The following is a 22,434-nucleotide window of genomic DNA, read 5'->3' on the forward strand; positions in this document are numbered from 1 at the left end:
TCACCATCGCTGGGCAGAATCCCGGCCGCTAGCACATCGAGTGCCAGTGTCGTGCCGTCGGCGAAGGCCAGCGTGCCGACGGGAGATTCAGGATCGATTGCGGAATCGAGCAGAATCGTGATCCGGTCGCCATTGCTGCCCACCAGCAGCACGATATTGCCATCGATATCGCGCTGGGCTGTCACATCACCGGGGAGAATGCCCGCAGCAAAAGTGATCGTGCCGAGGCCGTCCGCGCTTGCGCGCAGCCCGATCCGGTCATGCCCGTCACCAAGTGCAAAGAGATAGCTGTCCGCGCCCTCGCCATCGAGGATCAGATCGTCGCCCGGCCCGCCATCGATCACCGAAGCGCCCGTATCGCCGATCACCAGATCGTCACCATCTGTAGTGACACGCGTTGCGCGGGCCAGCAGCTCGGCCTTGGTGATGACGCTGCCATCACCAAATTCAATGGTTTCGACCGAATTGTTCAGAATGATTATGCTGTCATCGGCATCGACGAAAGTGATCCGCAGATCGGTGCTGCCCTCGGCCAGCAATTCCACCAGCAGATCGGGCGCACGGTAACCGGTAATGACGAGGCGATCGGTGCCGCTCGTATCCTCGATCACGTCATTGCCGTCACCAGCGGTGAAGAAATACGAATCATTGCCGCCCGCGCCGCGCAACAGGTCATCACCGCGCCCGCCGGCAATGTTATCGGCAAGGTCGCTGCCGCGCACATTGTCGTCACTGGTACTGACCTGGCTGGCAATCGAAGCCTGCACCAGATCGGCCTGGCTCCACACCGTGCCATCGCCGAACTGAAATGTCGGCAAGGCGCCGGTGCCCGCCGCTCCGCGAATGAGCAACTGGTCACCATTGGCGAAGAACATGATCAGATCATTGGTGTCGATGGCGGACTGGCGCACCCGCACGCCCGAGGCGAAGACATCGGCGAAGATCACCTGCGCCTGCGATACCCCGCTGCCCATTTCGACGATGTCGAGCCCGTCTCCGGCGCGCAGCAGGATGATGCGATCCTGCCCCATGATGACGCGGTCGTAACCCGTGCCCGGTTCCAGCGCGACGCCTTCTTCGAAATCGCGCGTGTCGAGCAGATCCTGCCCGGCATTGGAGAGTTCCGACCGGATAATCGTGCGCACCTGTTCGATGTCGAGCACGGTGCCGTCGGCAAACTGGAAACTCTCCGCCGGCGTGGTGCGGTATCCGCCTTTGACGACCAGCCGGTCGCCCGTTCCGTCGATGCGGATAAGCAGATCACCGGCAACATTGAGGAAGGTCACATTCTCAGGGGTGACGGCCGTTCCGAAGACGATGGTATCCACCCCGCCCCGGTCATCGATCAGATCGTCACCATCGCCGATGCCGAAATGGTACGTGTCATTGCCCAGCCCGCCGATCATCGCATCCGAGCCTGCGGACGACAGGAAGGTGTCGTTGCGAATGTCCAGCCCGACGAGATTGTCATCGCCAGCAGTGCCCGCGAGCATCAAGTCGATAATGTCGTCAAAGGTCAGCACTGTGCCGTCGGCGAAGTTGAACTCCTCCACGCTGGTGCCGCTGAAAGCGCCCAGAATGGTCAGCACATCGCTCCCATTGCCGAGATCGATCAGCAGATCATTCCCGTTACGGGTGATTATCAGCGTATCGCGGGTCACCGAGGCACCGAATATAATCCGGTCGATCACGCCAGCCTGGTCGGGGCGTTCCTGCACCGTGTCGAAATCGTAATCGGCGGTGAAGGCGTAATCGTCCGCGCGATTGCCGCCGATCAGCAGATCATTGCCCTGCCGCCCGTCGAGCGTGTTTTCCGCATCGATCACACCGGTAATGATGTTATCGCCCCGGTTGCCGCCGGCAATCTGCAACAATTCCTCGACATCGGCGATGGTCAGGAAATCCCCGCCGACAAATTCGAACCGCTCGATTCCGTTATCGATATTGAGGAACTGGTTGCGGATGCGCAGCGTATCCGCATGGCCCTGCACGGAGATCACCAGATCATTGCCGTCCTTCGTGAAAACGACATTGTCGATGGTGATATCGTCACCGAATTTGACGATATCGTCCTTCGGAACGATGACACCGCGGCGATCCAGCCAGTGCGCCCGCTCGCGCACATCGGTGATGGTGTCGTTGCCGTAACCGACATCGAACATATAAATATCGCCGCCATCGCCGCCGATCATCGTGTCGTTACCGGCGCGGCTATCGAAGGTTTCGGCGAAGTTGGAGCCGGTTATCGTCTCGTCACCATTGGTGCCGACCAGGTCGATATCTTCTGGATTGAAATCGCGGAAGTCGAGCGTCCGATCGCTGAAGACGAAGGTTTCGATGGCGTATTGCTGCACCCCGGCGCGGACATACTGGTTTTCCAGAATAATCTGTTCGCCCGTCGCGGTGACGGTAATAATCAGATCGAGCGCCGTGCGGCTGAATTCGACATCGGTGGAGGCGAAAGCGAGGAATTCGATGCGGTCATCACCGCCCTCGTCGAACGCCGTGTCGGTGCCGTAATTGGCGCCCAGCACATACACGTCATTGCCGGAAAGACCTTCCAGCCGGTCATTGCCCAGCCCGCCATCCATGCGGTCGGACACCAGCTCGAAACCGTAGATCAGATCATCGCCATGGGTCTTGGCAATCGCGACATAATGTTCGAGCAGATCAAGCCATGACCACTCGGTTCCATCGCCATAGGTAATGAATTCGATGAGGTTGGTGTAGCCGATGAGGAAGACGTATTCGAGGTAATCGGTCAGGATCACCTGATCGGTCGTGCCCTTCACCTGCAGGCGCAACGTGTCCTCGCGCCCTACGCGCAGGAAGTCGAAATCGGTCCAGCGCAGATCGTCCTGGAAGACGAGGTAATCGTCCTTCGGCGGCGCGAAAATGGCGGCGGAAAAGTCGTTATCCCAGATGACATCCTGGCCGTAATTGCGGCCGTAAATATAGGTATCGTAGCCTTCCTTGCCGGTCAGGAAATCATCGCCCGCTCCACCATCCAGCGAATTGTCGTTCAGCAAACCGTAGATTGCATCGTCAAATTCGGTCTTGGCATTATCGATCACGCGCTGCGCGATCGTTTCGAAATCGAGCGTCGCGCCCTTTTCGAAAATGATCTTTTCGATCAGGTTGGGCGCGATGAAATCGAGTCCGTCATCGGCACCCAACAATTCGCTGAACAGGCCAAGATTGAGCCGGACACCGCCGAATTGGCCGACCAGCGTAACGCTGTCTTCGGTTTCGTTGCCGTTTTCGTCGAGGATCTTGATGATGAGATCTTCGCTCTCGCCATCGCGGATCAGCTTCAGGCGATCTTCGGTAATGTCCCCGCGGAACATGAGGAAATCGAGCCCGGCCTTCACTGGCCCGAAGGAGAAATTGCCGAGATCGTCGATCACATCATGGCCGTCGCCGATGCGGTAGATGTAGGTATCGCCGCCCGCGCCGCCGCTCAGGAAGTCATTGCCCAGGCCGCCAAACATGATGTCGTCAGAGCCCGAACCAATCAGCGGATCAGCTTCGTCGAGCGCCGCGCGCTCGAAATCGACCACGGCGAAGGACATCCGGTAGCGGTCCCACACCGTGCCATCGGCAAAGACGATGGCATCCACGCCCGACTGCAATTGCTGCCCGTTGCCGAGAATCTGATTACGCTCGCCCAGGAATTGGTCTTCCAGCCGGATCCAGTTGGCCCCGTTGTTGTAGAAGAGGATCATGTCCTCCCCGTCGCGCACCGCCTTGATATCATCGGGCGTCAGATGCGCGAACCGCAACTGGTCTTCCCCGCCAAGATCGGAATCGTAAATCGTGTCGTTGCCCGGCGTCAGGCTGACAAAATAGACGTCGGTGTCTTCCGCGGTCGGATCAAACGCGGTCTGATCCTTGGTAAACCCGCCGACAACCCGCTGGTCGCCTTCGCCAAGGATGAAGAAATTGACTCCGGCGGGCCCAACCGTTTCGGTGGAAAGCGCGTCCTGCTCGACAATCCGCTCCTCGGTCACGCCCAGCGCATTGGCGACGGCATAGATATCGAGATCGATGGGTGTCGTCTCGAACGCGGCGAGGATCATCTGGAAGACGAAGGATTCGTCCACCGCAACGCCCGGATCGAAGAAATACTGCCGCTCGCCCGTCTCGTAATCGGGATAGAAGGTGGCGAGGATATCCTGCCAATTGATCAGGTAATCATACACCGCATCATCAGCGTTCGAGGCCGGAGCGCCTGCGAAGATGGCCTCAAACATCGGCGCCAGTTCACGCTCGGTGGTCGGGCGATAACGGTCATCCTCGAAATTGTATTCGATGCCCGCGAAGAAGTCCTTCAGCCCGCCCTGCATCGCAATGCGCACGCCCATCCGCATGGCGGTGAGGACATATTGCGCGACCGAGGCGCTGACGAGCTGGATCATCTCGTCAATCACCGATACGTATTCGGTGGCCGACAGCGTGTAGCTGCCGCCTTCGGAAACCTTGTAGTCAATCAGCCCGGTATTTTCGTCGAGCGTCGCGGTGAGCATTTCCTTCTGGAAATCGAACCCGGACAAAGCGGTGGCAAACTGGAACTGGCCGGGAGTTAGCAGCTCGACGCGATAGGTGCTGCCTTCACGCGAATTGACCTCGTCCAGCGTATCGAAATCGACTTCGAAATTGCGCAGGTTGAATTCGCGCGAATCCCCAGTCTTGAATTGCAGCTCAAGCGCGCGGTCGAGATTGCGCGCCCAGACATAGAAATCGCCGTCCTGATCGGTGACGCGCACCGTGTAATCGACCACGATCCCGTCGGTGAAGCGCACGCCGATATGTTCGACATCGATATCCGCGTTCTCGTTGAAGCCGATCTGCTCGACGCGCCATTCCTGCGTTGGCGTTTTGGTGGATGCGAGCACATCGTCCAGCGTGGGCGCGGCGATAATTTGCCCCTGCGCATCGCGCACCGGATTGCCGCTTGCCAGCCGCCAGCTGCCATCGGGGTTTTCGATCCCGTAATCGGAAATAACGAAGCGGCCCTCGATCACTTCACCCAGATACGGTGCCTCGGTGCGGAACTGCGGCAGCTCTGCGCGGTCGGCAGGTGTCCAGCCCTGCTCGATCTGCCAATGCTGCCCGGCGGCAACCGCCATCGCGGTGACATCTTCCAGCGTGGGACGATCAATGACCAGACCATCGCCGTCCAGCACCGGATTTCCGCTGGCGAGCACCCAATATCCGCCCGTCGCATCCTCGCGGTAAATGCCGCGATCGGCGAGTTCGAACCCGCCAGCGCCATCGCTCTGCAACAACACAGGCATCAGTTCGGATGTGAGAACCTGCGTCTGCCCCCAATAGGACAGGATATCGCCCACCTGCAGCCGCAGGTCGAGCAGATCGGGATTGGTCATCCCGGCAGCTGTGTCCTGCACGATCTGGAACAGATTGATATCATTGGCCATCGCCACGCCGAGCGAGGTCAACGAGCCATAGCCCTGGCTTTCGATTTGCGGGTCGCCCTGCCAGTCGGCCCGCCCTGCTTCGCCGGCATAAATCGTCAGGCTGTCGAAATACTCGAAGATCGCTTCGAAGATGTTGCGGGTGTCACCGTTGCCGAACTCGACTTTGCCAAAAGCCTGCAAATCGGTTCCCTGCGGCGTTTCGATATCGATATCCGTGCCGACGACATCGATAGAGATGATGCCTAGCGCATCGAGCGAGAGCATTTCCCCTGCATCGACCACCATATCGCTGTTGCGATCACGCCAAACGGCGAGCTCGGCCCAGATGGCATCGGCAGCGGTGATCTTGCCATCTTCATTGCCGCCATTGGCGATGAGATCCCACATGGCGAGGTCGGCAAAGCCGCGCGTATCCACGCTGCCGAACATTTCGCCGATATTGTCGATCTGGCCGTTATTGTTGAGGTCGCGGACAAGAATACCGTCATCGCGGCCGATCCAGCCGGTGCGCTCGGCAAACTGGTCTCCGTCCCAGTCGAAGAAGCGGAAACCATCGTAAGAGGAGATCGATTCCAGCCCATCGCCGTCAAGATCGATAACCAGCGGATCGCCGCCATAAGCCCACGAGAGGTTCTTGCCGTGACGGACAGCCGCACTGGCGATCCAAAGCGCCTGATCGGCGAGGCTATATGCACTCAGTGCTCTGAAGATGGGCCCAATTACAGGTGTCGCTTCGATGGTTTTCCCGGCAACGGCTCCAATGGCACCCATAATAACCGAAAATGCGCTCGGGAAGCTAAACAGCATTCCGAAATCGCCGGTTTCATTCAGGAGCGAATCCCGCAAGGAGTCGGCGCCAGCATTGAAACCGAAAAAGGTCGATACAAAGCCGCTGCCGAACGGACTGGTCGCAAAGCCGATCTCCATGTTGCGGACGCCCTGATAGCCGGTGAAATCGGCGTCACCGTCCCCGATCTGCAAAACGTCATTAACGATGACGCCGGTGGCAATCTGGAACAGGATGTCCGTCATATTGGCGATGACGACATTGGCATTCGACGCAAAGCCGATTTCCGCACCATACAATTGCGGATCGTTCGGCGCGATATAGACCATGAAGGGCAGGAAGGTGTCGTAGAACACGCGCCCGAAGCCGAGGAATTCATTGGTCGTGAAGGCGGCAATCGCGAACCCGTCGGCCACCGCGCTCAATACGTCGAGACTCCCGGTTTTGGCCCCCACCGCCCACGCGACAGAGGTAGCCCCAGCGTCACCGCCGGTCAGCGGGACGCCGTAGAAGCTCAAAATATCGTTGTTTTGCGGATCCCAGATGGTGGTGTTCGGTGAAAACCAGAAATGGTCGGCGTTATCGCCGGTGTCGGGCACGTCATCAATTGTGCCTCCACCTTCAACCTGATTGGTATTGGAGTCCCCGTAAAGCCTTCCGCCAACCGACAGGTTAATGATCAGGTCGCGGCCCAATCCTCCGATCGTGTCGATCCGGTTGAGGCCACCTGCAACGATGATGTCATCACCATCTCCGCCATCAATGGTGAAGTCGTTCTCCTCCACTCCGTTGAAGATGGAAATAAAGAAAACGTCGTCGCCGCCAAGGCCCTTGATTTCGCCGCTACCGGAGAAGGCACTGCCTCCGATGTTGTTGAAGCTGTCGATAACAAAGCGGTCATCCAACTCGGTCAGCGTGACATTGTCGATGCCTTTGAAGCGGACGTTATCGCTTGGAAACGTCAGGTCTTCCAACAACAGCAAATTGTACAGTGCGATGGGCTGCGCCGCGAACAGGAAATTGGTCGCGTCATACTGTGCCGACAGGAAGGTCGCCTGCTGCGCATAGCCGTTGCGGAAATAGACCCCCGCTTCGGTGAAAATCCCGTCACGCGTTTCGAAGGTGAGCAAGTCTCCGTCGCTGCCCGACCCGCTCGGATCGCCCAGATCGATCACCAGACTGTCGCGGAAGAAATCGAACACCTGATCCGCGCTCACGGTCACTTCGTCACGCTTGTCGGTGAGGATCACGTCCTCGATGCCGAACAGGATATCGTCGACCTCGTCACCAACCCCGTCGGTGCCGGTGATTTTGAGCTGCACTTTCAGCTTGTCGACGCCTTCGATACCGGGCTCGTCTTCCGGAGCGATTACCAGGTGGAATTTGACGCCGTTGTCGCCTTCGGTGTCTGAATATTTGACGGTGTCGTCACCCTCGCCGCCGACCAAGCGGTTTTTGCCACCACCGCCGTCCAGCTCATCATCATCGTCGCCGCCGAACAGCAGATCGTCGCCATCGCCGCCGCGGATCGTATCCTTTCCGCTCGCACCGATGATCAGATCATCCCCATCGGTGCCGGTAATATCCTCGTCCCCGTCGCCGCCCAGGAAAACGTCCACTTCATCGCCCGTGGTGCCATAATCGCGCGTATCGAGGATGAATGTGGCATCGTCGGTGGTCGTTGCCATGTGGAAGCGGTTGAAGATTTCCTGATCGGGGTTCGCCCAACCCAGATTGGCCACGTCATCGGCATCGGTCAGCCCGAGGAAGCGCGCGAGCTTTTGCAGCAGCCCGTCATCGCCTTCACCGAAGACGGCATTGCGGAAATTCTTCAGGTCAATGGGATCGACATCATTGCCGCCCAACCGGTCAACCCACAGCTCATCCGAGGCATCGAAAATCAGCGTTTTGCCGTCGCCGCTGAGCGCGAGCACGCCATCGCGCGCGTTCGGGTTGGTAATTTTATACCCCGCCAGCGCCGCCGCATATTGCGTGGCAATACGGGTCAGCGTGGTCTTCACATCCTGCTGGAAGCCCTGCAGCGGCGACAGAATGTCCCACTGAACAAAATTGTTAAAGAACGGATTGGCGTTGGACGCGCTGACGACTTTGCCCAGTTGGGCCCAGTCATCAAACATGGCGCGGATCGCGGAATCGCCAAACGGCAGCGTCCCGCCTTCAAGGAGTGAATAGGCGATCGCATTGGTCATGCGTTCGTTATTGGCGGCATCGGTTTCGCTGATGACAGTTTCGTCGATCCGCGCGGCCTCGGCAATGGTGTCATCGATCAGCGCCCACAGCCCGGCATTGGCGATCCCGCCGCTTTTCCATGTGGCAATATCGGTGTTGATGGTCGCTTCGCGCTCCGCCCACAGCAGCATGGTGAGGATCGCCATCGAATGCCGCGTGACCGGGTTGACGTTCGTCCAGCCCTGGGCGGTCAGCACTTCCTGATCGATCTGGTTCTCTGCCGCGATCTGCTCGCCACCAATGACCGCGCCGACAGTGCCGATCAGCAGACCCAGCGGGCCGCCAATGACAGCATTGGCCAGCGCCCCAAGCCCGATGGCATAGCCGCCATTGCGCAGGCCCGCATTGATTTCGAGCGCCAGCGACACGCCGCGGAAATCCTCGAAGCTCGGCTGGTGGATTTCCAGCCGGAGGAGCAGATCCTCGGTAATCTCGACATCTTCGGGAATCTGGTTCTCAGCGTTTTCCGGCCTTGCATTGTATTCAAGGATTTCCTGCCGCACCGCGCCAAGGAATACCGCCAGCGCCGCAGAACCGAACGGCATATGGTCAAAACCAACGCCCGTGCCGCCGCTGAGATAGGACGCAAAGCCCGCCAATCCGCCGCCAAGGCTATGCCCGGTGGTGATAACCTTGTCGCCGCCAAGATCGTAGAAGTTCTCGTTGCCGGAAATCTGCTGCAAAAACAGAGCCGCAGCCTCGGCCTGGCTCGCTCCGGCAATCAGGCCCGCCAGCTTCTCGGCATAGCCTCCAGCGCCGACAAACCAGCCGGTAAGGATATCGATCGCACCGTCGGTGCCGCGATAGGAAATGACCTTTTTCCCATCCAGCAGATAACTTTGCGCGAAAAAGCCGATATCTTGGTTGAGCGCGCTGCCAAGGCTCAGGCTATCGTCTTCAACCGTGATGGTATCGCCAAGCGCTTCGCCATCTACCTGGATTTTCGCGTCATAACCGCGATTATACGCATCCAGCGCCAGCAGCGCGAGAAGCACCTCATCCAGAGAGCCCTTCTCGATCTCCGGTGCTGGCGGATCACGATCCGGCAGCGGCTCCACATTGATCGTCTCTTCCAGATCATCATCGGCAGGTTCGGGATCGTCCTGATCGCTGGTCGGCAATGGCAGATCGTAGGTGATCTCTTGCCCGTCATAACCTTCCTGCACCTGCGCGGTGATTTCCAGCGTGATTGTCTGCCCCGGGTCGATCTGGTCGATCGTCCATTGCTCGGCAAATTCGTTGAACGAGCCGTCGCTGGTGCTGAACGACAAGAGCTCCAGACCAAAGGGCAGCGTGGTGTTGAGCGTGAAGTTTTCGACCCTCGCGGTCTTCTTGCCGGGAACCTCGCCTCCATTGCCGTCCGAAGTGGGGCTGAAATTCTGATTGGTGACTTCGATCTTGAATGTGACGGTATCGAGGATTTTGGGCGACGCGTTGTCACTCACCAGCGTCAGCTTGGTGACCAGATTGGCATCATTGCTGACGGTGAATTCCTCTTCCAGATCATCGCCAGAGGTATCCGGATCGTCCTGATCTGCGGTGGGCGGATCGATGGTGAGGGAAATCGTCTCCCCCGCATAGCCGGGCTCGACCTCTGCTGTGATCTCAAGCGTGACAAAGCCTTCCGAGGGAATCTCCTCGACAACCCATTCACCCGTCGCTTCGTCATACACACCAGTGCTGGCACTAGCCGAAACAAACATCAGGCCTTCAGGCAGCACTTGCGACAGCGACACCGCGCTCGCCAATGCGGGGCCGACATTCTCGATGCGGATCTCGAATGTGACCTGTTGGCCTTCGGTGGGCTGCGGATCGTGTTCGCTGATAAGCGACAGGGTGGTGACAAGATCGGTTTCGTTCTGGACGGTCACCGAATCCGACAAGTCATCGTTCGCAAACGCGTCCGCCTGATTCGCCGTGGCGGCGGAGGTCGAGAAAACCAGTGTATCGGCGGATGTGCCCTCGCCGACCTTGGCGGTGATCTCCAGCGTAACGCCGCGCCCGGCGGTGAGCGATCCGATCGACCAGATGCCCGCCCCCGAATTATATGCGCCACCAAAAATGCTGGCAGACACAAATTCCAGACCCTCGGGCAGGAAGGTATCGAGACTGACGCCGGTCGCATCGACATTGCCCGTATTCAGCACGGTGACGCGGAACGTGACTTCGTCGCCTTCGGCAGGCGTGTCATTCCCGCTGATAAGCGTCACATAGGTATTGAGATTGAACAAGTTGGGTGGCGTTTCGCCCGGCACACCGGTTCCACCCGTGCCGCCTGTGCCGCCTGTGCCGCCTGTGCCGCCTGTGCCGCCTGTTCCGCCAGTGCCACCCGTGCCGCCAGTGCCGCCAGTACCACCTGTTCCGCCGGTTCCACCCGTGCCACCCGTGCCGCCCGTACCGCCTGATCCGTCGGAGCCTCCGCCGATGCCGACTTGTACGTCCACCGATTCGGTGAGATCGTCACCGGTAGCGTCGGGATCGGTCAGGTCGGACGTGGCAATGCTGGTTTCGAGGGTAAGCGTCTGTCCGGCATACCCGGCCTCCACGAAGGCCGTGATCACCAGCTCGGTCGACGCGCCGCTTGCCAGTGCGGCGATCTGCCACAGGCCGGAAATGACGTTATAGGTGCCTGTCGCCGCGTCATACGCCACCAGAAACAGGCCTTCGGGGAGCAGGCCGGTCAGGCGGATATTGGTGGCAGTATCAGGCCCGTCATTGGTGATGCGGATCGTGAAGCGGACGATTTCGCCCACGAACGGCTCGGGGTTGCCGCTCAGCAGGGTGACTTCGGTGACGAGGTTGGCTTCGTCATCCATCAGACGGCCCTCCCTTCGCGGGAAAAGGCGCCATGGCAGACTAAATCCCGCAGGCGCGAAAGGCTGAACTGATCCGGATTTTTCGCAGTCTTCACAAGACCGATCCCCCATATGCTGATCGCGCGGGTATCGAAGCCTTCGTGGCAGTCCGGGTGCAGGCCCGGACGGTGGAGGATGTCAGCGCGGATATCAGGCCGAGTGCACTTGGGGCCTGAAACCACTTCCCCCGTCGATCTCTCCCGCAGGATCACGTAGGAAAATAGAAACCAGTTTTTTGGCGAGTTCAAGACTCCGGCAGCAAAAAAGAGCAAGACTCGCCGAATCCGGACAGATTCTTTGCGAATCTTGTTGTGTTGCGTATGAAACGGCTAACAAGGCTCGCAAGGCACGGCTGCTAATTCGCGGAAATGTGTCGCTTTTATACAAATTGGGGGATTTTCATGGCCGACAAGAAAAACGACAAGAAACCGATTCGCAAAGCGGCCGCAAAGGGGGAAAAGGCAGCCGCCAAGCCGGCCGCGAAGGGTAATGCAGCAGGGGCCGAAGGTGATCTCAAAATCCCGCCGGAATTTGTCGAACAGGTAGAGAAATTGCGTGCCAGCGTGCGCGAGAATTTCGGCAAGGCGGCGATGGCGATGATGATGCTTCCGCGCTACCGCAACCAGACCATCGGTGATCTCCAGCATCTGGTGCTCGAACCGCTGATGCGTGACCGGCTGGCGATGGCCTATCCGCGCAACAAGGACGATAACGAGCAGAAACTGCCGCGCGAGATGATCGGCTTCGCGTTGTGGGCCAATGTCTCCGAAGATGTCGATGCGCGAATTACCGAGCAGATCAAGACAGGCACTTTCCCCATCCGCTTGAAGCCCGACGAGTGGACCTCGGGCGACGTCAAATGGCTGTTTGATATTGTCGCCCCGACGCAGGAATCGACTGTCGCCGTGCTCACAAATTTCCGGCAAGTGGCGGGCGAAGGCCAGCTCAAGATGCACCCGCTGATCGGTCGCCTGCTGCCCGCCGAAACGCTGGAGAAGCTGGGCGCGGCCAAGCTGGGCGATGCCAAACCGGCGGGGAACGAGACGATCAATTAGGCGGTGACGGGCGCGGCAGCGTCCGCAATCGCGCAATGCTGCGCAATATAGTCCTGATGCAGCGGCAGGCCCTCCGCCTCCGCCGCCGCATCGCGGGCGTTGGTGGCGATATAGCGCGCAAGACTGTCTTCTGGCACGGCATTCACCATCGGATGATGCGCTGCGGGATACAGCCCCTGCCCCAGCATCACCTGTAGCCAGCTTGGCACATCGAACAATTCGTTGTTGAAGCGGTTGATCGCGCCGGTCTCCACAAACAGCGCCATTTTCTGTTGCAGGCTGTCGGGCAATTCCATTTCGCGCAAATAAGCCCAGAATGGCCCCTCGCGCCGGTTCAATCGGTAATGCAGCACCAGAAAATCGCGGATGCTCTCATACTCGAAATCGGTTTGCGCATTGTATTCGGCGATTGTCGCATGCGAAAAATTGCTGCGCGGGAAGCAGTCGATCAACCGCGACACCGCAGATTGCACCATATGGATAGACGTGGATTCGAGCGGCTCCATAAACCCGCCCGCCAGTCCCATGGCCACGCAATTGCCAACCCAGCCGCGTTCCCGCTTGCCGGTGGTGAAACGCAGCAGCTTGGGCTCTGCCAAAGGTTCCCCGCCCAGATTGGCGAGCAGCGCCGTGCGCGCATCCTCCTCGGCCCAGTAATCGGCGCAAAACACCAGCCCGTTGCCGCTGCGGTGCTGCAAGGGAATGTGCCATTGCCATCCCGCTTCGCGCGCGGTGGAGCGGGTCAGCGGCTCTGGCGGGGTGTCGCGCCGTGTCGGCACCGCCCACGCGCGGTTGCAGGGCAAAAGGTGCGACCAGTCGTCATAGCGGCTCTCCATCGCCTCCCCGATCAGCAGACCGCGAAAGCCGGTGCAGTCGATAAACAGTTCGCCTGCCAGCTTGCGCGCGCCGTCCAGATGCAGCTCGCGAATGTGCCCGCTGGCGCTATCCTGCTTGACCGCGAGGATCTTGCCCTCGATCCGCCGCACGCCGCGCGCCTCGCAAAAGCGGCGCAGGAACGCGGCATAGAGCGAGGCGTCGAAATGGAAAGCGTGCGGCAGGCTGCGGCGGATTGCGGGCTGTCCGCGCTTCGTGCCGCCCAGCGCAACTTTGCCGAAGCGCCCTTCGCGTGCGGCAATCGCATTGCCGCTGAAATCGTCGAGCGGACGCTTACCCCCCTCGGCGCGATAGCGGAGCCAGTATTGGTGGAACGGCAGCTTGCCGATCTTTTGCCCCACTCCGCCAAAGCCGTGGAAATAGCTTTCCCCCGGCACATCCCAGTCGACGAATTCGATCCCTAGCTTGAAGGTGGCAGCGGTGGCGCGGACGAAGTCGTTCTCCTCCAGCCCCAGCAGCCGGTTGAACAGGTGGATCTGCGGGATTGTCGCCTCGCCCACGCCGACCGTGCCGATGGACTCGCTTTCGACGAGGGTGATGCTGAGCTGGTCCTCGAAATAGGATGCCAGCGCGGCAGCCGCCATCCAGCCCGCCGTGCCGCCCCCGGCGATCACCACTTCGCGTATCGGTCGTGCCCCGCTCATGCCTTCGAACCTAACACACGGTGCTGGACCGGCAAGCCCGCTTGCGCCAAGCTGACGCGCATGGAACGCTTCGCCCTCGCTGCTGCGGTGACGCCGCAAATCGTGCCCATCGGGCGCAATGCAGAGCCGGTGATCGTAATCGACGGGGTGATGGCGGACTGGACGCAGATGCGCGGCTTCGCGGCGACGCAGGATTATCGCGATGTCGGCAAGAATGGCGGCTTTCCCGGCCTTCGCGCCCCTCTCCCCGCCGAGTATGTGCGGGTTCTGCTGCGCAAGATCGATCCGATCATCCGCGCTACATTTTTCGCTGAGCGGGCAGTGAAGCTGGGTTCCTTCGACTGTAACTTGTCGCTCGTCACCTACGCGCCGGCTGCGCTGCATCCGGCGCAAAAGCTGCCCCATGTCGATTTCGCGGCCGAGAACCGCGTCGCCGTGCTGCATTACCTCTGCGCCGACCATTTCGGCGGTACCGCCTTCTACCGCCATCTTAGCCTCGATGCCGAGCAGATCGGGCCGGAACTGCGCGAAAGCTGGCTGGCCGCACGGCAGGAGGAGAAGGCGGCGCTGCCACCGGACGCGGGCTACCCCGACGAAAACACGCCGGGCTATCACCGGATTGCCGCCTTCGATGCCCGACCTGACCGCCTGCTGATCTATCGCAGCCACACGCTGCACAGCGGAATAATCGACCGGCCCGAGCTGCTGAACTTCGACCCGCAAACGGGGCGGCTGACGGCGAACTTCTTCCTCGATTATGTCCGTGCGTAGAGGAGCCTTCTGCACCCTTTCCTACACGCGCTAATGTGGTTCAAACGATTTCTCCCGATTAACCTATCCGGAGACCACCCATGGCCATACTCGAATCCCTGATCGGCCCCATCGCCGCGCTGATCGACAAGATTATTCCTGACCCCGAAGCCCGCGAACGCGCCAAGATCGAACTGATCCGGCTCGAAGGCTCGCAGGAAATGGAAGCGATTACCGCACGACTTTCCGCTATTGTGGCAGAGGCAAACAGTCACGACCCCTGGACGAGCCGCGCGCGGCCCAGCTTCCTCTATGTCATGTATACGATGATCCTGTTCGCCGTGCCGATGGGCGTGCTTGCCGCCTTCAGTCCGGGGATTGCGCAGGATATCGGCGCGGGCATGAACGCCTATCTCGCCGGTCTGCCCGAACCGCTCTACGCGCTGTTTGGCACCGGCTATCTCGGTTACACCGCCGCCCGCCAGTGGGGCAAGGTGAAGGGCGTGGAACGCTAGGACGACATTAACCACGCCGTGCTAGGCCCCCTCTCGCGCACAAGAGGGGGCCATCATGTCCATCAGTTCCGCCTTCAGTAGCCTGTTCGGCATCGCGATGCTGGTGGGCTGCTTCTGGTTCATCGCCACCTTGCAGCAGAAGCGTTGGCGCTGGTTTTCCGACCGCTTCGGCAAGGCCAACCTGCCCGCCGCAATCGCCACAAGGCCAGTCGGCCCCGTCGTGTTCAGCAGCGCGGCCCATCGCGAACTGATGGCGACCGATTATACGACCTATCGCGCGATGACGCTGGGCGTGCACCGCGAAGGCCTCTCGATCGAATGGCGCGGCCCGAATCTCTACCGCAACCCGCCCTTCCTGATCCCGTATGACAGGATTTCCGCCGCCCCCTCGCGCTGGCCCGATCTCCTGTTCGACACAGTGGCGGTGAGCCACGAGCGTTTGCCTGGCTGCTATCTCATCATGGCCAAAAGCGATATCGAATGGGCGATCCAGCAGGGTGCCCCGATGAAAATCGGCAAATACGTCTAACCAAGCGCGCGGCGGTTGCGCGCTATGCGTCCGGTCTTCTATGACGCACGCATGACCGATACAGTAATGATCCTCAACGGCCCCAACCTCAACCTGCTCGGCGTGCGCGAGCCGGAGATATACGGCTCCGAAACGCTCGACGATCTGGCAGAACGGGTGGAGGCGAAGGCCAGCGCGCTCGGCCTCACCGTCGATATGCGGCAATCGAACCATGAAGGCCATTTGACCGACTGGCTGCACGAAGCGCAGGCCGATGGCGTCAAGGCGGTGATCCTCAATGCAGGCGCGCTCACGCATACCAGCCTCGCGCTGTATGATGCGATCAAGTCAATCCGCACCCCGGTGATCGAAGTGCACATCTCCAACCCCGCCGCGCGCGAGGCCTATCGCCACAAAAGCTATGTCGGCATGGCGGCGCTTGGCTCCATCGCGGGCTTTGGCACCTATGGCTACGAGATGGCGCTGGAAGCTGCCGCGCGGCTTTGAACTGGCTGTAAAGCACGCCATCACCCTTGCTAAGCGGCGCTGGCGGGTCTAGCCCGCTCGCATTCTTTTGACATCCTGATGGGGAACCCATGCCCGAGAAGAAGGCACCCGCCGCCAACACAGGCGGCATGACGGTCGATCCGAAACTGGTTCGCGAGCTGGCAGATATGCTGAGCGAAACCGGCCTCACCGAAATTGAAGTGGAAGAAGGCGACAAGCGCATTCGCGTGGCGCGCAATCCGGCAGGGGCCGGCATGGCGTTCTCGCCTGCGCAGTTCGCCGCGATGGGCGCGGCTCCTATGGCTGCTCCCGCCGCTCCGGCCACACAAACCGCTAACCCTGCCGAACCTCCGGCGGATGCGGCAGACGCCCATGAAGGCGCGATCAAATCGCCGATGGTGGGCACCGCCTATCTCACGCCCGAACCCGGTGCGGCCAACTTCGTATCCGTCGGCGACAGCGTTAAGAAGGGCGCTACCCTGCTGATCGTCGAAGCGATGAAGGTCATGAACCCGATTGCCGCCGACAAGGATGGCACGGTGAAAGCGGTGCTGATCGGCAATGGCGAGCCGGTGGAATTTGGCCAACCGCTCGTCGTGCTCGGCTAAGGGGCGGATATGGGCATTTCGCGTATCCTGATCGCCAATCGCGGCGAAATCGCGCTGCGCATCCATCGCGCCGCGCATGAGATGGGCATCGAGACGGTGGCGGTGCACTCCACCGCCGATGCCGATGCGATGCACGTGCGGTTGGCCGACCATGCCGTATGCATCGGCCCGCCTGCGGCCAAGGACAGCTATCTGAACGTCGCGGCGATCATTTCGGCAGCAGAGATTACCCAGTCCGATGCGATCCATCCGGGCTACGGCTTCCTCTCCGAAAACGCGCAATTCGCCGATATTGTCGAAGCGCACGGGATCAAATGGATTGGCCCCAAGCCCGAACATATCCGCACCATGGGCGACAAGGTGCAGGCAAAGCAGACCGCCGGTGCGCTCGGCCTGCCGCTGGTGCCCGGCTCCGACGGAGCAATTTCGGACTTCGACGAGATGCGGCGGATCGCCGACGAGATCGGCTATCCGGTCATCGCCAAGGCCGCTGCGGGCGGCGGCGGGCGCGGGATGCAGGTCATTCCCGATGCGGAATCGATGGAACCGCTCGTTAAGCGCGCGATGAGCGAGGCCAAGGCCGCGTTTGGTGATGACACCATGTATCTCGAGAAGTATCTCGGCAATCCGCGGCATATCGAGTTCCAGATCTTCGGCGATGGTGAAGGCAACGCTATCCATCTGGGCGAGCGCGACTGCTCGCTGCAACGCCGCCACCAGAAGGTGCTGGAAGAAGCACCCTCCCCCGTCATCACGCCCGCAGAGCGTGAGCGGATGGGCGGCATCGTCGCCAAAGCCATGGCCGATATGGGCTATCGCGGCGCTGGCACGATCGAATTCCTGTGGGAAGACGGCAAGTTCTACTTCATCGAAATGAACACCCGCCTGCAGGTGGAACATCCCGTCACCGAGGCGATCACCGGGGTCGATCTGGTCCGCGAACAGATCCGCATTGCCGATGGCAAGAAGCTGTCCGTGGCGCAGGAGGATCTGGAATTCAAAGGCCACGCCATCGAATGCCGGATCAACGCCGAAGACCCGTTCACCTTCGCGCCCTCTCCCGGCAAGATTAGCTATTACCACCCCGCAGGCGGTATGCACGTGCGCGTCGATAGCGGGCTGTATGCCGGTTACTCCGTCCCTCCCTATTACGATTCGATGATCGCCAAGCTGATCGTCTACGGCCGCAACCGCGAAGGCTGCCTGATGCGCCTGCGCCGAGCGCTGGAGGAAATGGTGGTGGAAGGCGTGAAGACCAACATCCCGCTGCACCAGGAACTGATCCGGCAGGATGATGTGATCAGCGGCGACTACACGATCAAATGGCTGGAAGACTGGCTGGAGACGCGGGAGGGGTAAGCTCTGGCGGCTGCCGCGATCCGCTATTCTCCGGCCAACTCAAGCAAAGCGATGGAACGCGGGGTAGCGAACTGCACGCCGCCGCCAACAACGCTGACCTCCTCACCCGAATATGCCTCGCGCAGGCGCGTGCCGTCGGCGAACACGCCGTGCACATCAAGCGCGCCAAACGCCTGATCGGCGAGTCCGACAACAACCCTGTCCTCACCCAGCGTGCGCGAGAACACGTAGGGAGACCATGAATGCTCGGTATGCGACCCGGCGCCAATCGCCACGTGTCGCTGCCGGAAGCGGGCGAGCCGCTGCCAATGCTGAAGGATTGACCGCCCCGCTTCGGTTTCCAGTGCATCCCAGTTCATGAACGAACGCAAGGTCGCATCGCCAACCGCACCTTCGACCACCAGGCTGCGGTTCAATTCGTCGCCATAGTAGATTTGTGCGGAACCCGGAGCGAGCATTAGCTTGATGGCGTTTTCGTACGGATTCTCGCGCCTCGGATCGAGCGGCGACTGGTCGTCATGCGAAGAGATATAGTTCACCAGACCCACCCCACGCAGCGGCCCGCTGGTTTCATTGGCGTAAAGCTGGAACAAGTCGGGGATGGGAAGGCGCGCATGGGTGGCAAAACCCATATTGATGAGGCCGTCAAAACCGAAATCGAAGAAATCGACGTGCATATCGCCGTAATCATAGTCACGCGTTCCGGCAACCGCATGCTGGAAACCAGCGGCACCGAAGTTGAACACCTCGCCAAACATATAAAAGCCGCTGTCATCCAGCACACCATCGGGATTGTTTGCCTTCCACTCGGCAAAAGCCAGTTCAGCCTCTGCTTTCAGCGCAGCCCACACCTCTGGATCAACGTGCTTTGCGGTATCGATGCGGAATGCATCAACGCCATATTCGCGCACCCAGTCTGTGTTCCATTTGATTAGATAATAGGCGGGTGTGCGGGGATAGCCCGTGCGTTCGAAAGAGGCGTCGAGCTCGGCAAGCTCCTGCTCCAGCCGGCCCTCCTCGCGCCATTTGGCAAGCAGGTGTTCCGGCACCTCGACAGGCATATCGGATTCTGTCCGGATATCCTGCAGCGCCGGCACGATCTGGCAGGTCGCTACGCCAGCAAAAGATTGCCAATCGCAATCTGGCCCGCTGCGCACCCAATCCGAAGGCCAAGCGGGATCGCCCGTTTCGAAGGGTGGCCCGGCATGGTTCACCACCACGTCCACGACCACACGGATTCCCTGCTGGTGCGCCAGTTCCACCATGCGGGCAAATTCCGCTTCGGTGCCATAGGCATCGTCCACCTTAGTCCAGTCGCGCGCCCAATAGCCATGAAAGGCGTAGGATCGTCCGAATTCCGAGAATGGCTGGCGCACCTGCTCGATCACCGGGGTTGTCCAGATGGCGGTGATGCCAAGATCACGGAAGTATCCTGCCTCCAGTTTCTGGATGATCCCCGCGATGTCACCACCCATAAAGGAGCGCAAGGTATCGCCATCGGGCTGACGACCATAGGCGCGGTCATTCGACGGATCGCCGTTGGCAAAGCGGTCGGTCATGAGGAAATAGATCGTCGCGTTGCGCCAGAACGCGTCGGTCTCAACCTCCTCGGCGGCAACCGCTACGGTCTGCGCATAGGCTCCCACTGGAACGGTCAGCAACGCAGCACAGGCCAGCAACAAACGATGACGAAATTTCGGCATTCCAGCAATCTCCCGGCGACCAAGGGTTATTGGCCTTCGCCCGAAGCGAAGTCCCCTGTGTTCACAAGTGATTGGTAATGCAGCACATGCGAAACGAACAGCCTCACGCATTCGTATACTATGCTGAAATCTTGCGCCCCATAGGGATCTAGAGCGCATTCGCTACATAGCTTTGGGCGATCAGATCGGCACACCCGGCTCGTGCTTGGCGGTGCGGATGGTCAGCGAGGTCTTTACGCTCACCACATTGGGGGCGGGCGTCAGTTTGCTCGTCAGGAATTCCTGGAAACTTTGTAGATCGCGGCTGACGACTTTCAGGATGAAGTCGATTTCGCCATTGAGCATATGGCATTCGCGCACTTCGGGCAGCGCCTTTATATGGTCTTCAAAGGCCTTCAGGTCTTCCTCGGCCTGGCTGCGCAGGCTCACCATTGCGAACACGGTGATCGCAAAGCCCAGCTTGGACGGGTCAAGATCGGCGTGGTAGCCGCGGATGACACCTTCTTCCTCCAGCGCGCGCACGCGGCGCAGGCAAGGCGGCGCGGTCAGGCCGACGCGGCTGGCAAGGTCGACATTGGTTACGCGGCCTTCTGCCTGCAACTCGGCCAGCAGCTTGCGATCGATTGAATCGAGAGTAGCCATTCGCCCCTCTGCTCCCATTGCGTTTTTCCGGGCACAACCCTTGTGACAGGAAATATCCGGCACGCTTTATGACAAATAACGGACCGATTGTTGTTTATGCACGCAACTGTCCCCTTTTGCAACGCGGCTGGCAAGACGAATGTTTGCGCGCGGCAAGCGGTCTATGCGGATAGTGGACGCCCTTAGCCCCCTATCCGCCGGAGCCTTGATGCAATTCGACGATCGCCTTGCCACTGTGCTGCGAATGCGCGCAGATAGCGAAGGTGGATTGCGCACGCAGTTCAGGCAGTTGCTGGACTTGCTGGGCACGTCGCCCGAAGGTGCAGATGCGGATTTGCTCAACCGTGCCTATGCCCGGCTGGGCGAACTGGGTGACGCTATCCCGCAGGAAGAGCAATCGCGCATTTTGCGCGAAGGCAGTTTGCGGCTGCGAGACGTGCGGCTGGTGAATTTCCTCGCCACGCAAGACGCCAAGCCCGCCGCTTCCGCCATGGCGACCGCGCGGCTGAACGAGGAGGAATGGCTCGCCATCATCCCCGATCTTCCGGTCAATTCGCGCGGCTTCCTTCGCCACAGGCGCGATCTCTCGCCCAAGGTGCGCGACCTGCTGGCGCGGCTAGGCGTCCGCGATCTGGTTCTGCCCGATTCCTCGGGCGGCGCACGCATTACGGCCAAAGACAATGCGCCGCGTGAAGCACCACCGCTCGAATTGTCGCAGGAGGTCGAAGCGGAGACCGCGCCTGCAACCGGCGCGCAGGAGGAAATCGGTGCGCTGCTGCGCCGGATTGCGGCTTTCCGTGAGACACGCGGCGCGCGTCCGGTCGCCCCGCGCCTGCCGCTCGATGACGAGGAGCCGCAGGCGCCTGTCACCAGCATCGAATTCCGCGCCGATGCGGCAGGCGAAGTCATCTGGGCGGAGGAGCCGCTGGCGGCTCTGCTCGTCGGCCTGCGCCTCACCGGAGCTCGCGATACCGCCATCGTGCATACGCAGTTGCAAACGCGTAAGGCCTTCGCCGACCGCCAGCCTGTCTGGACAGCTCCCGTCACGCTCGCGCTGATGACCGACCTTGGCGGCGAATGGCGCATCGATGCCGCGCCGCTATTCGATCCGCAGACCCGCGCCTTTGCCGGCTATCGCGGATGCCTGCGCCGCCCGATCCTAGCCGAAGCCGAACAGACCGACAGCCATGGCGACCGGATGCGGCAAGTGCTGCACGAATTGCGCACACCGGTAAACGCGATCCAGGGCTTTGCCGAGATCATCCAGCAACAACTGTTCGGCCCCGCCCCGCACGAATACCGCGCCCACGCCGCCGCGATCGCGGTCGATGCAGCCAAATTGCTCGCCGGGTTTGACGAGGTTGACCGGCTGGTAAAGCTGGAAAGCGGCGCACTGACCTTGAGCGAAGGTCAATCCGATATGCGGCAATGCGTCGCCGAGACGGTGGAGCGCCTGCAAGGGGTCTTGCGCCCGCGCAATGCCGGGTTCTCGCTTAATGTCAGCGGTGACGCGTTCGCCGTCGGGATCGAACGCGGCGAGGTTATGGCGATGTGCTGGCGTTTGCTGGCAAGCGCGGCGGCGGCGCTGTCTCCGGGCGAGGATGCCGCTCTGGTGCTCACCAGCAAGGACGGGACGATAACGCTGGAAATGGATGCGCCGCAGTCCATGCGCGAAGGCGCCGCCGCCGAAACACCCGACACAGGCCGTCCGCGCGCGGTCAGCGCGGGCGCATTCGGCCCGGCCTTCGCCTTCAAGCTGGCGCAGGCGGAGGCAGAAAATGCGGGAGGCACACTAATTTGTAAATTAAATCGGATAACACTCGCCCTGCCCGCCTTGACCGCCAGCGATGGCGACTCTAGCGCGGGCTCGGGACGTGCGAGCGGGTAACAGCCCGCCAATAATGATGGAGTGCCGCAAA

Annotated in this window: 12 protein-coding genes (1 of these 12 running past the window's edge); 8 read left to right on the forward strand and 4 right to left on the reverse strand. The window is 60.5% G+C overall.

Annotated elements, in window-relative coordinates; translation table 11 throughout:
* Window positions 1–11,291, reverse strand: partial view of a tandem-95 repeat protein gene (locus tag GC121_RS15725; RefSeq protein WP_234421270.1) — the 5' portion only. It extends 22,477 nt beyond the left edge of the window; only the first 11,291 of its 33,768 coding nucleotides appear in the window; its start codon is at window positions 11,289–11,291; its stop codon lies off the left edge, out of view.
* 440 nt (window positions 11,292–11,731) lie between these two features.
* On the opposite strand from GC121_RS15725, the gene GC121_RS13700 reads away from it, so the two are divergent.
* The gene (locus tag GC121_RS13700) at window positions 11,732–12,385 is read left to right on the forward strand and encodes a toxin-activating lysine-acyltransferase (protein WP_151975203.1); all 654 of its coding nucleotides are present in this window, start codon (window positions 11,732–11,734) and stop codon (window positions 12,383–12,385) included.
* Here GC121_RS13700 and GC121_RS13705 read toward each other — a convergent pair.
* Window positions 12,382–13,923: a tryptophan halogenase family protein gene (locus GC121_RS13705; protein WP_151975205.1), complete on the reverse strand. Its 1,542-nt coding sequence runs from the start codon at window positions 13,921–13,923 to the stop codon at window positions 12,382–12,384. The two genes, GC121_RS13700 and GC121_RS13705, sit on opposite strands and share 4 nt — an antisense overlap.
* Before the next feature lie 60 nt (window positions 13,924–13,983).
* Here GC121_RS13705 and GC121_RS13710 point away from each other — a divergent pair, with 60 nt between their 5' ends.
* The 6 genes from GC121_RS13710 to accC all read left to right on the forward strand — a co-directional run bounded on the left by GC121_RS13710 (window position 13,984) and on the right by accC (window position 18,170).
* Window positions 13,984–14,694 carry a DUF6445 family protein gene (locus GC121_RS13710; protein WP_151975207.1) on the forward strand — a complete coding sequence of 237 codons (711 nt, stop codon included), beginning with the start codon at window positions 13,984–13,986 and terminating at the stop codon, window positions 14,692–14,694.
* An 80-nt stretch (window positions 14,695–14,774) separates the two neighbouring features.
* Window positions 14,775–15,188: a holin family protein gene (locus GC121_RS13715; protein ID WP_151975209.1), complete on the forward strand. Its 414-nt coding sequence runs from the start codon at window positions 14,775–14,777 to the stop codon at window positions 15,186–15,188.
* Between the two features lie 55 nt (window positions 15,189–15,243).
* The gene (locus GC121_RS13720) at window positions 15,244–15,717 is read left to right on the forward strand and encodes a hypothetical protein (RefSeq protein ID WP_151975211.1); all 474 of its coding nucleotides are present in this window, start codon (window positions 15,244–15,246) and stop codon (window positions 15,715–15,717) included.
* A 51-nt stretch (window positions 15,718–15,768) separates the two neighbouring features.
* A complete protein-coding gene (gene aroQ, locus GC121_RS13725; RefSeq protein ID WP_151975213.1) occupies window positions 15,769–16,203 on the forward strand; it encodes a type II 3-dehydroquinate dehydratase in 435 nt (144 codons plus the stop codon).
* Window positions 16,204–16,292: 89 nt separating this feature from the next.
* Window positions 16,293–16,811, forward strand: a complete 519-nt coding sequence (gene accB / locus GC121_RS13730) for an acetyl-CoA carboxylase biotin carboxyl carrier protein (RefSeq protein ID WP_234421272.1) — start codon at window positions 16,293–16,295, stop codon at window positions 16,809–16,811.
* Window positions 16,812–16,820: 9 nt separating this feature from the next.
* A complete protein-coding gene (gene accC, locus GC121_RS13735; RefSeq protein WP_151975215.1) occupies window positions 16,821–18,170 on the forward strand; it encodes an acetyl-CoA carboxylase biotin carboxylase subunit in 1,350 nt (449 codons plus the stop codon).
* Between the two features lie 23 nt (window positions 18,171–18,193).
* Here the strand turns inward: accC and GC121_RS13740 are convergent, their stop codons facing one another.
* Window positions 18,194–19,873 carry an alpha-amylase family glycosyl hydrolase gene (locus tag GC121_RS13740; protein WP_151975217.1) on the reverse strand — a complete coding sequence of 560 codons (1,680 nt, stop codon included), beginning with the start codon at window positions 19,871–19,873 and terminating at the stop codon, window positions 18,194–18,196.
* A 180-nt stretch (window positions 19,874–20,053) separates the two neighbouring features.
* The gene (locus tag GC121_RS13745; protein WP_151975219.1) at window positions 20,054–20,515 is read right to left on the reverse strand and encodes an Lrp/AsnC family transcriptional regulator; all 462 of its coding nucleotides are present in this window, start codon (window positions 20,513–20,515) and stop codon (window positions 20,054–20,056) included.
* Window positions 20,516–20,723: 208 nt separating this feature from the next.
* Between GC121_RS13745 and GC121_RS13750 the strand changes: the two genes are divergently transcribed.
* On the forward strand, window positions 20,724–22,403 hold the full coding sequence (locus GC121_RS13750) for a HAMP domain-containing sensor histidine kinase (protein WP_199857876.1): 1,680 nt from the start codon (window positions 20,724–20,726) through the stop codon (window positions 22,401–22,403).
* Window positions 22,404–22,434 lie beyond the last annotated feature (31 nt).

The organism is Erythrobacter sp. EC-HK427, assembly GCF_902498745.1.
Lineage (GTDB): Bacteria > Pseudomonadota > Alphaproteobacteria > Sphingomonadales > Sphingomonadaceae > Alteraurantiacibacter.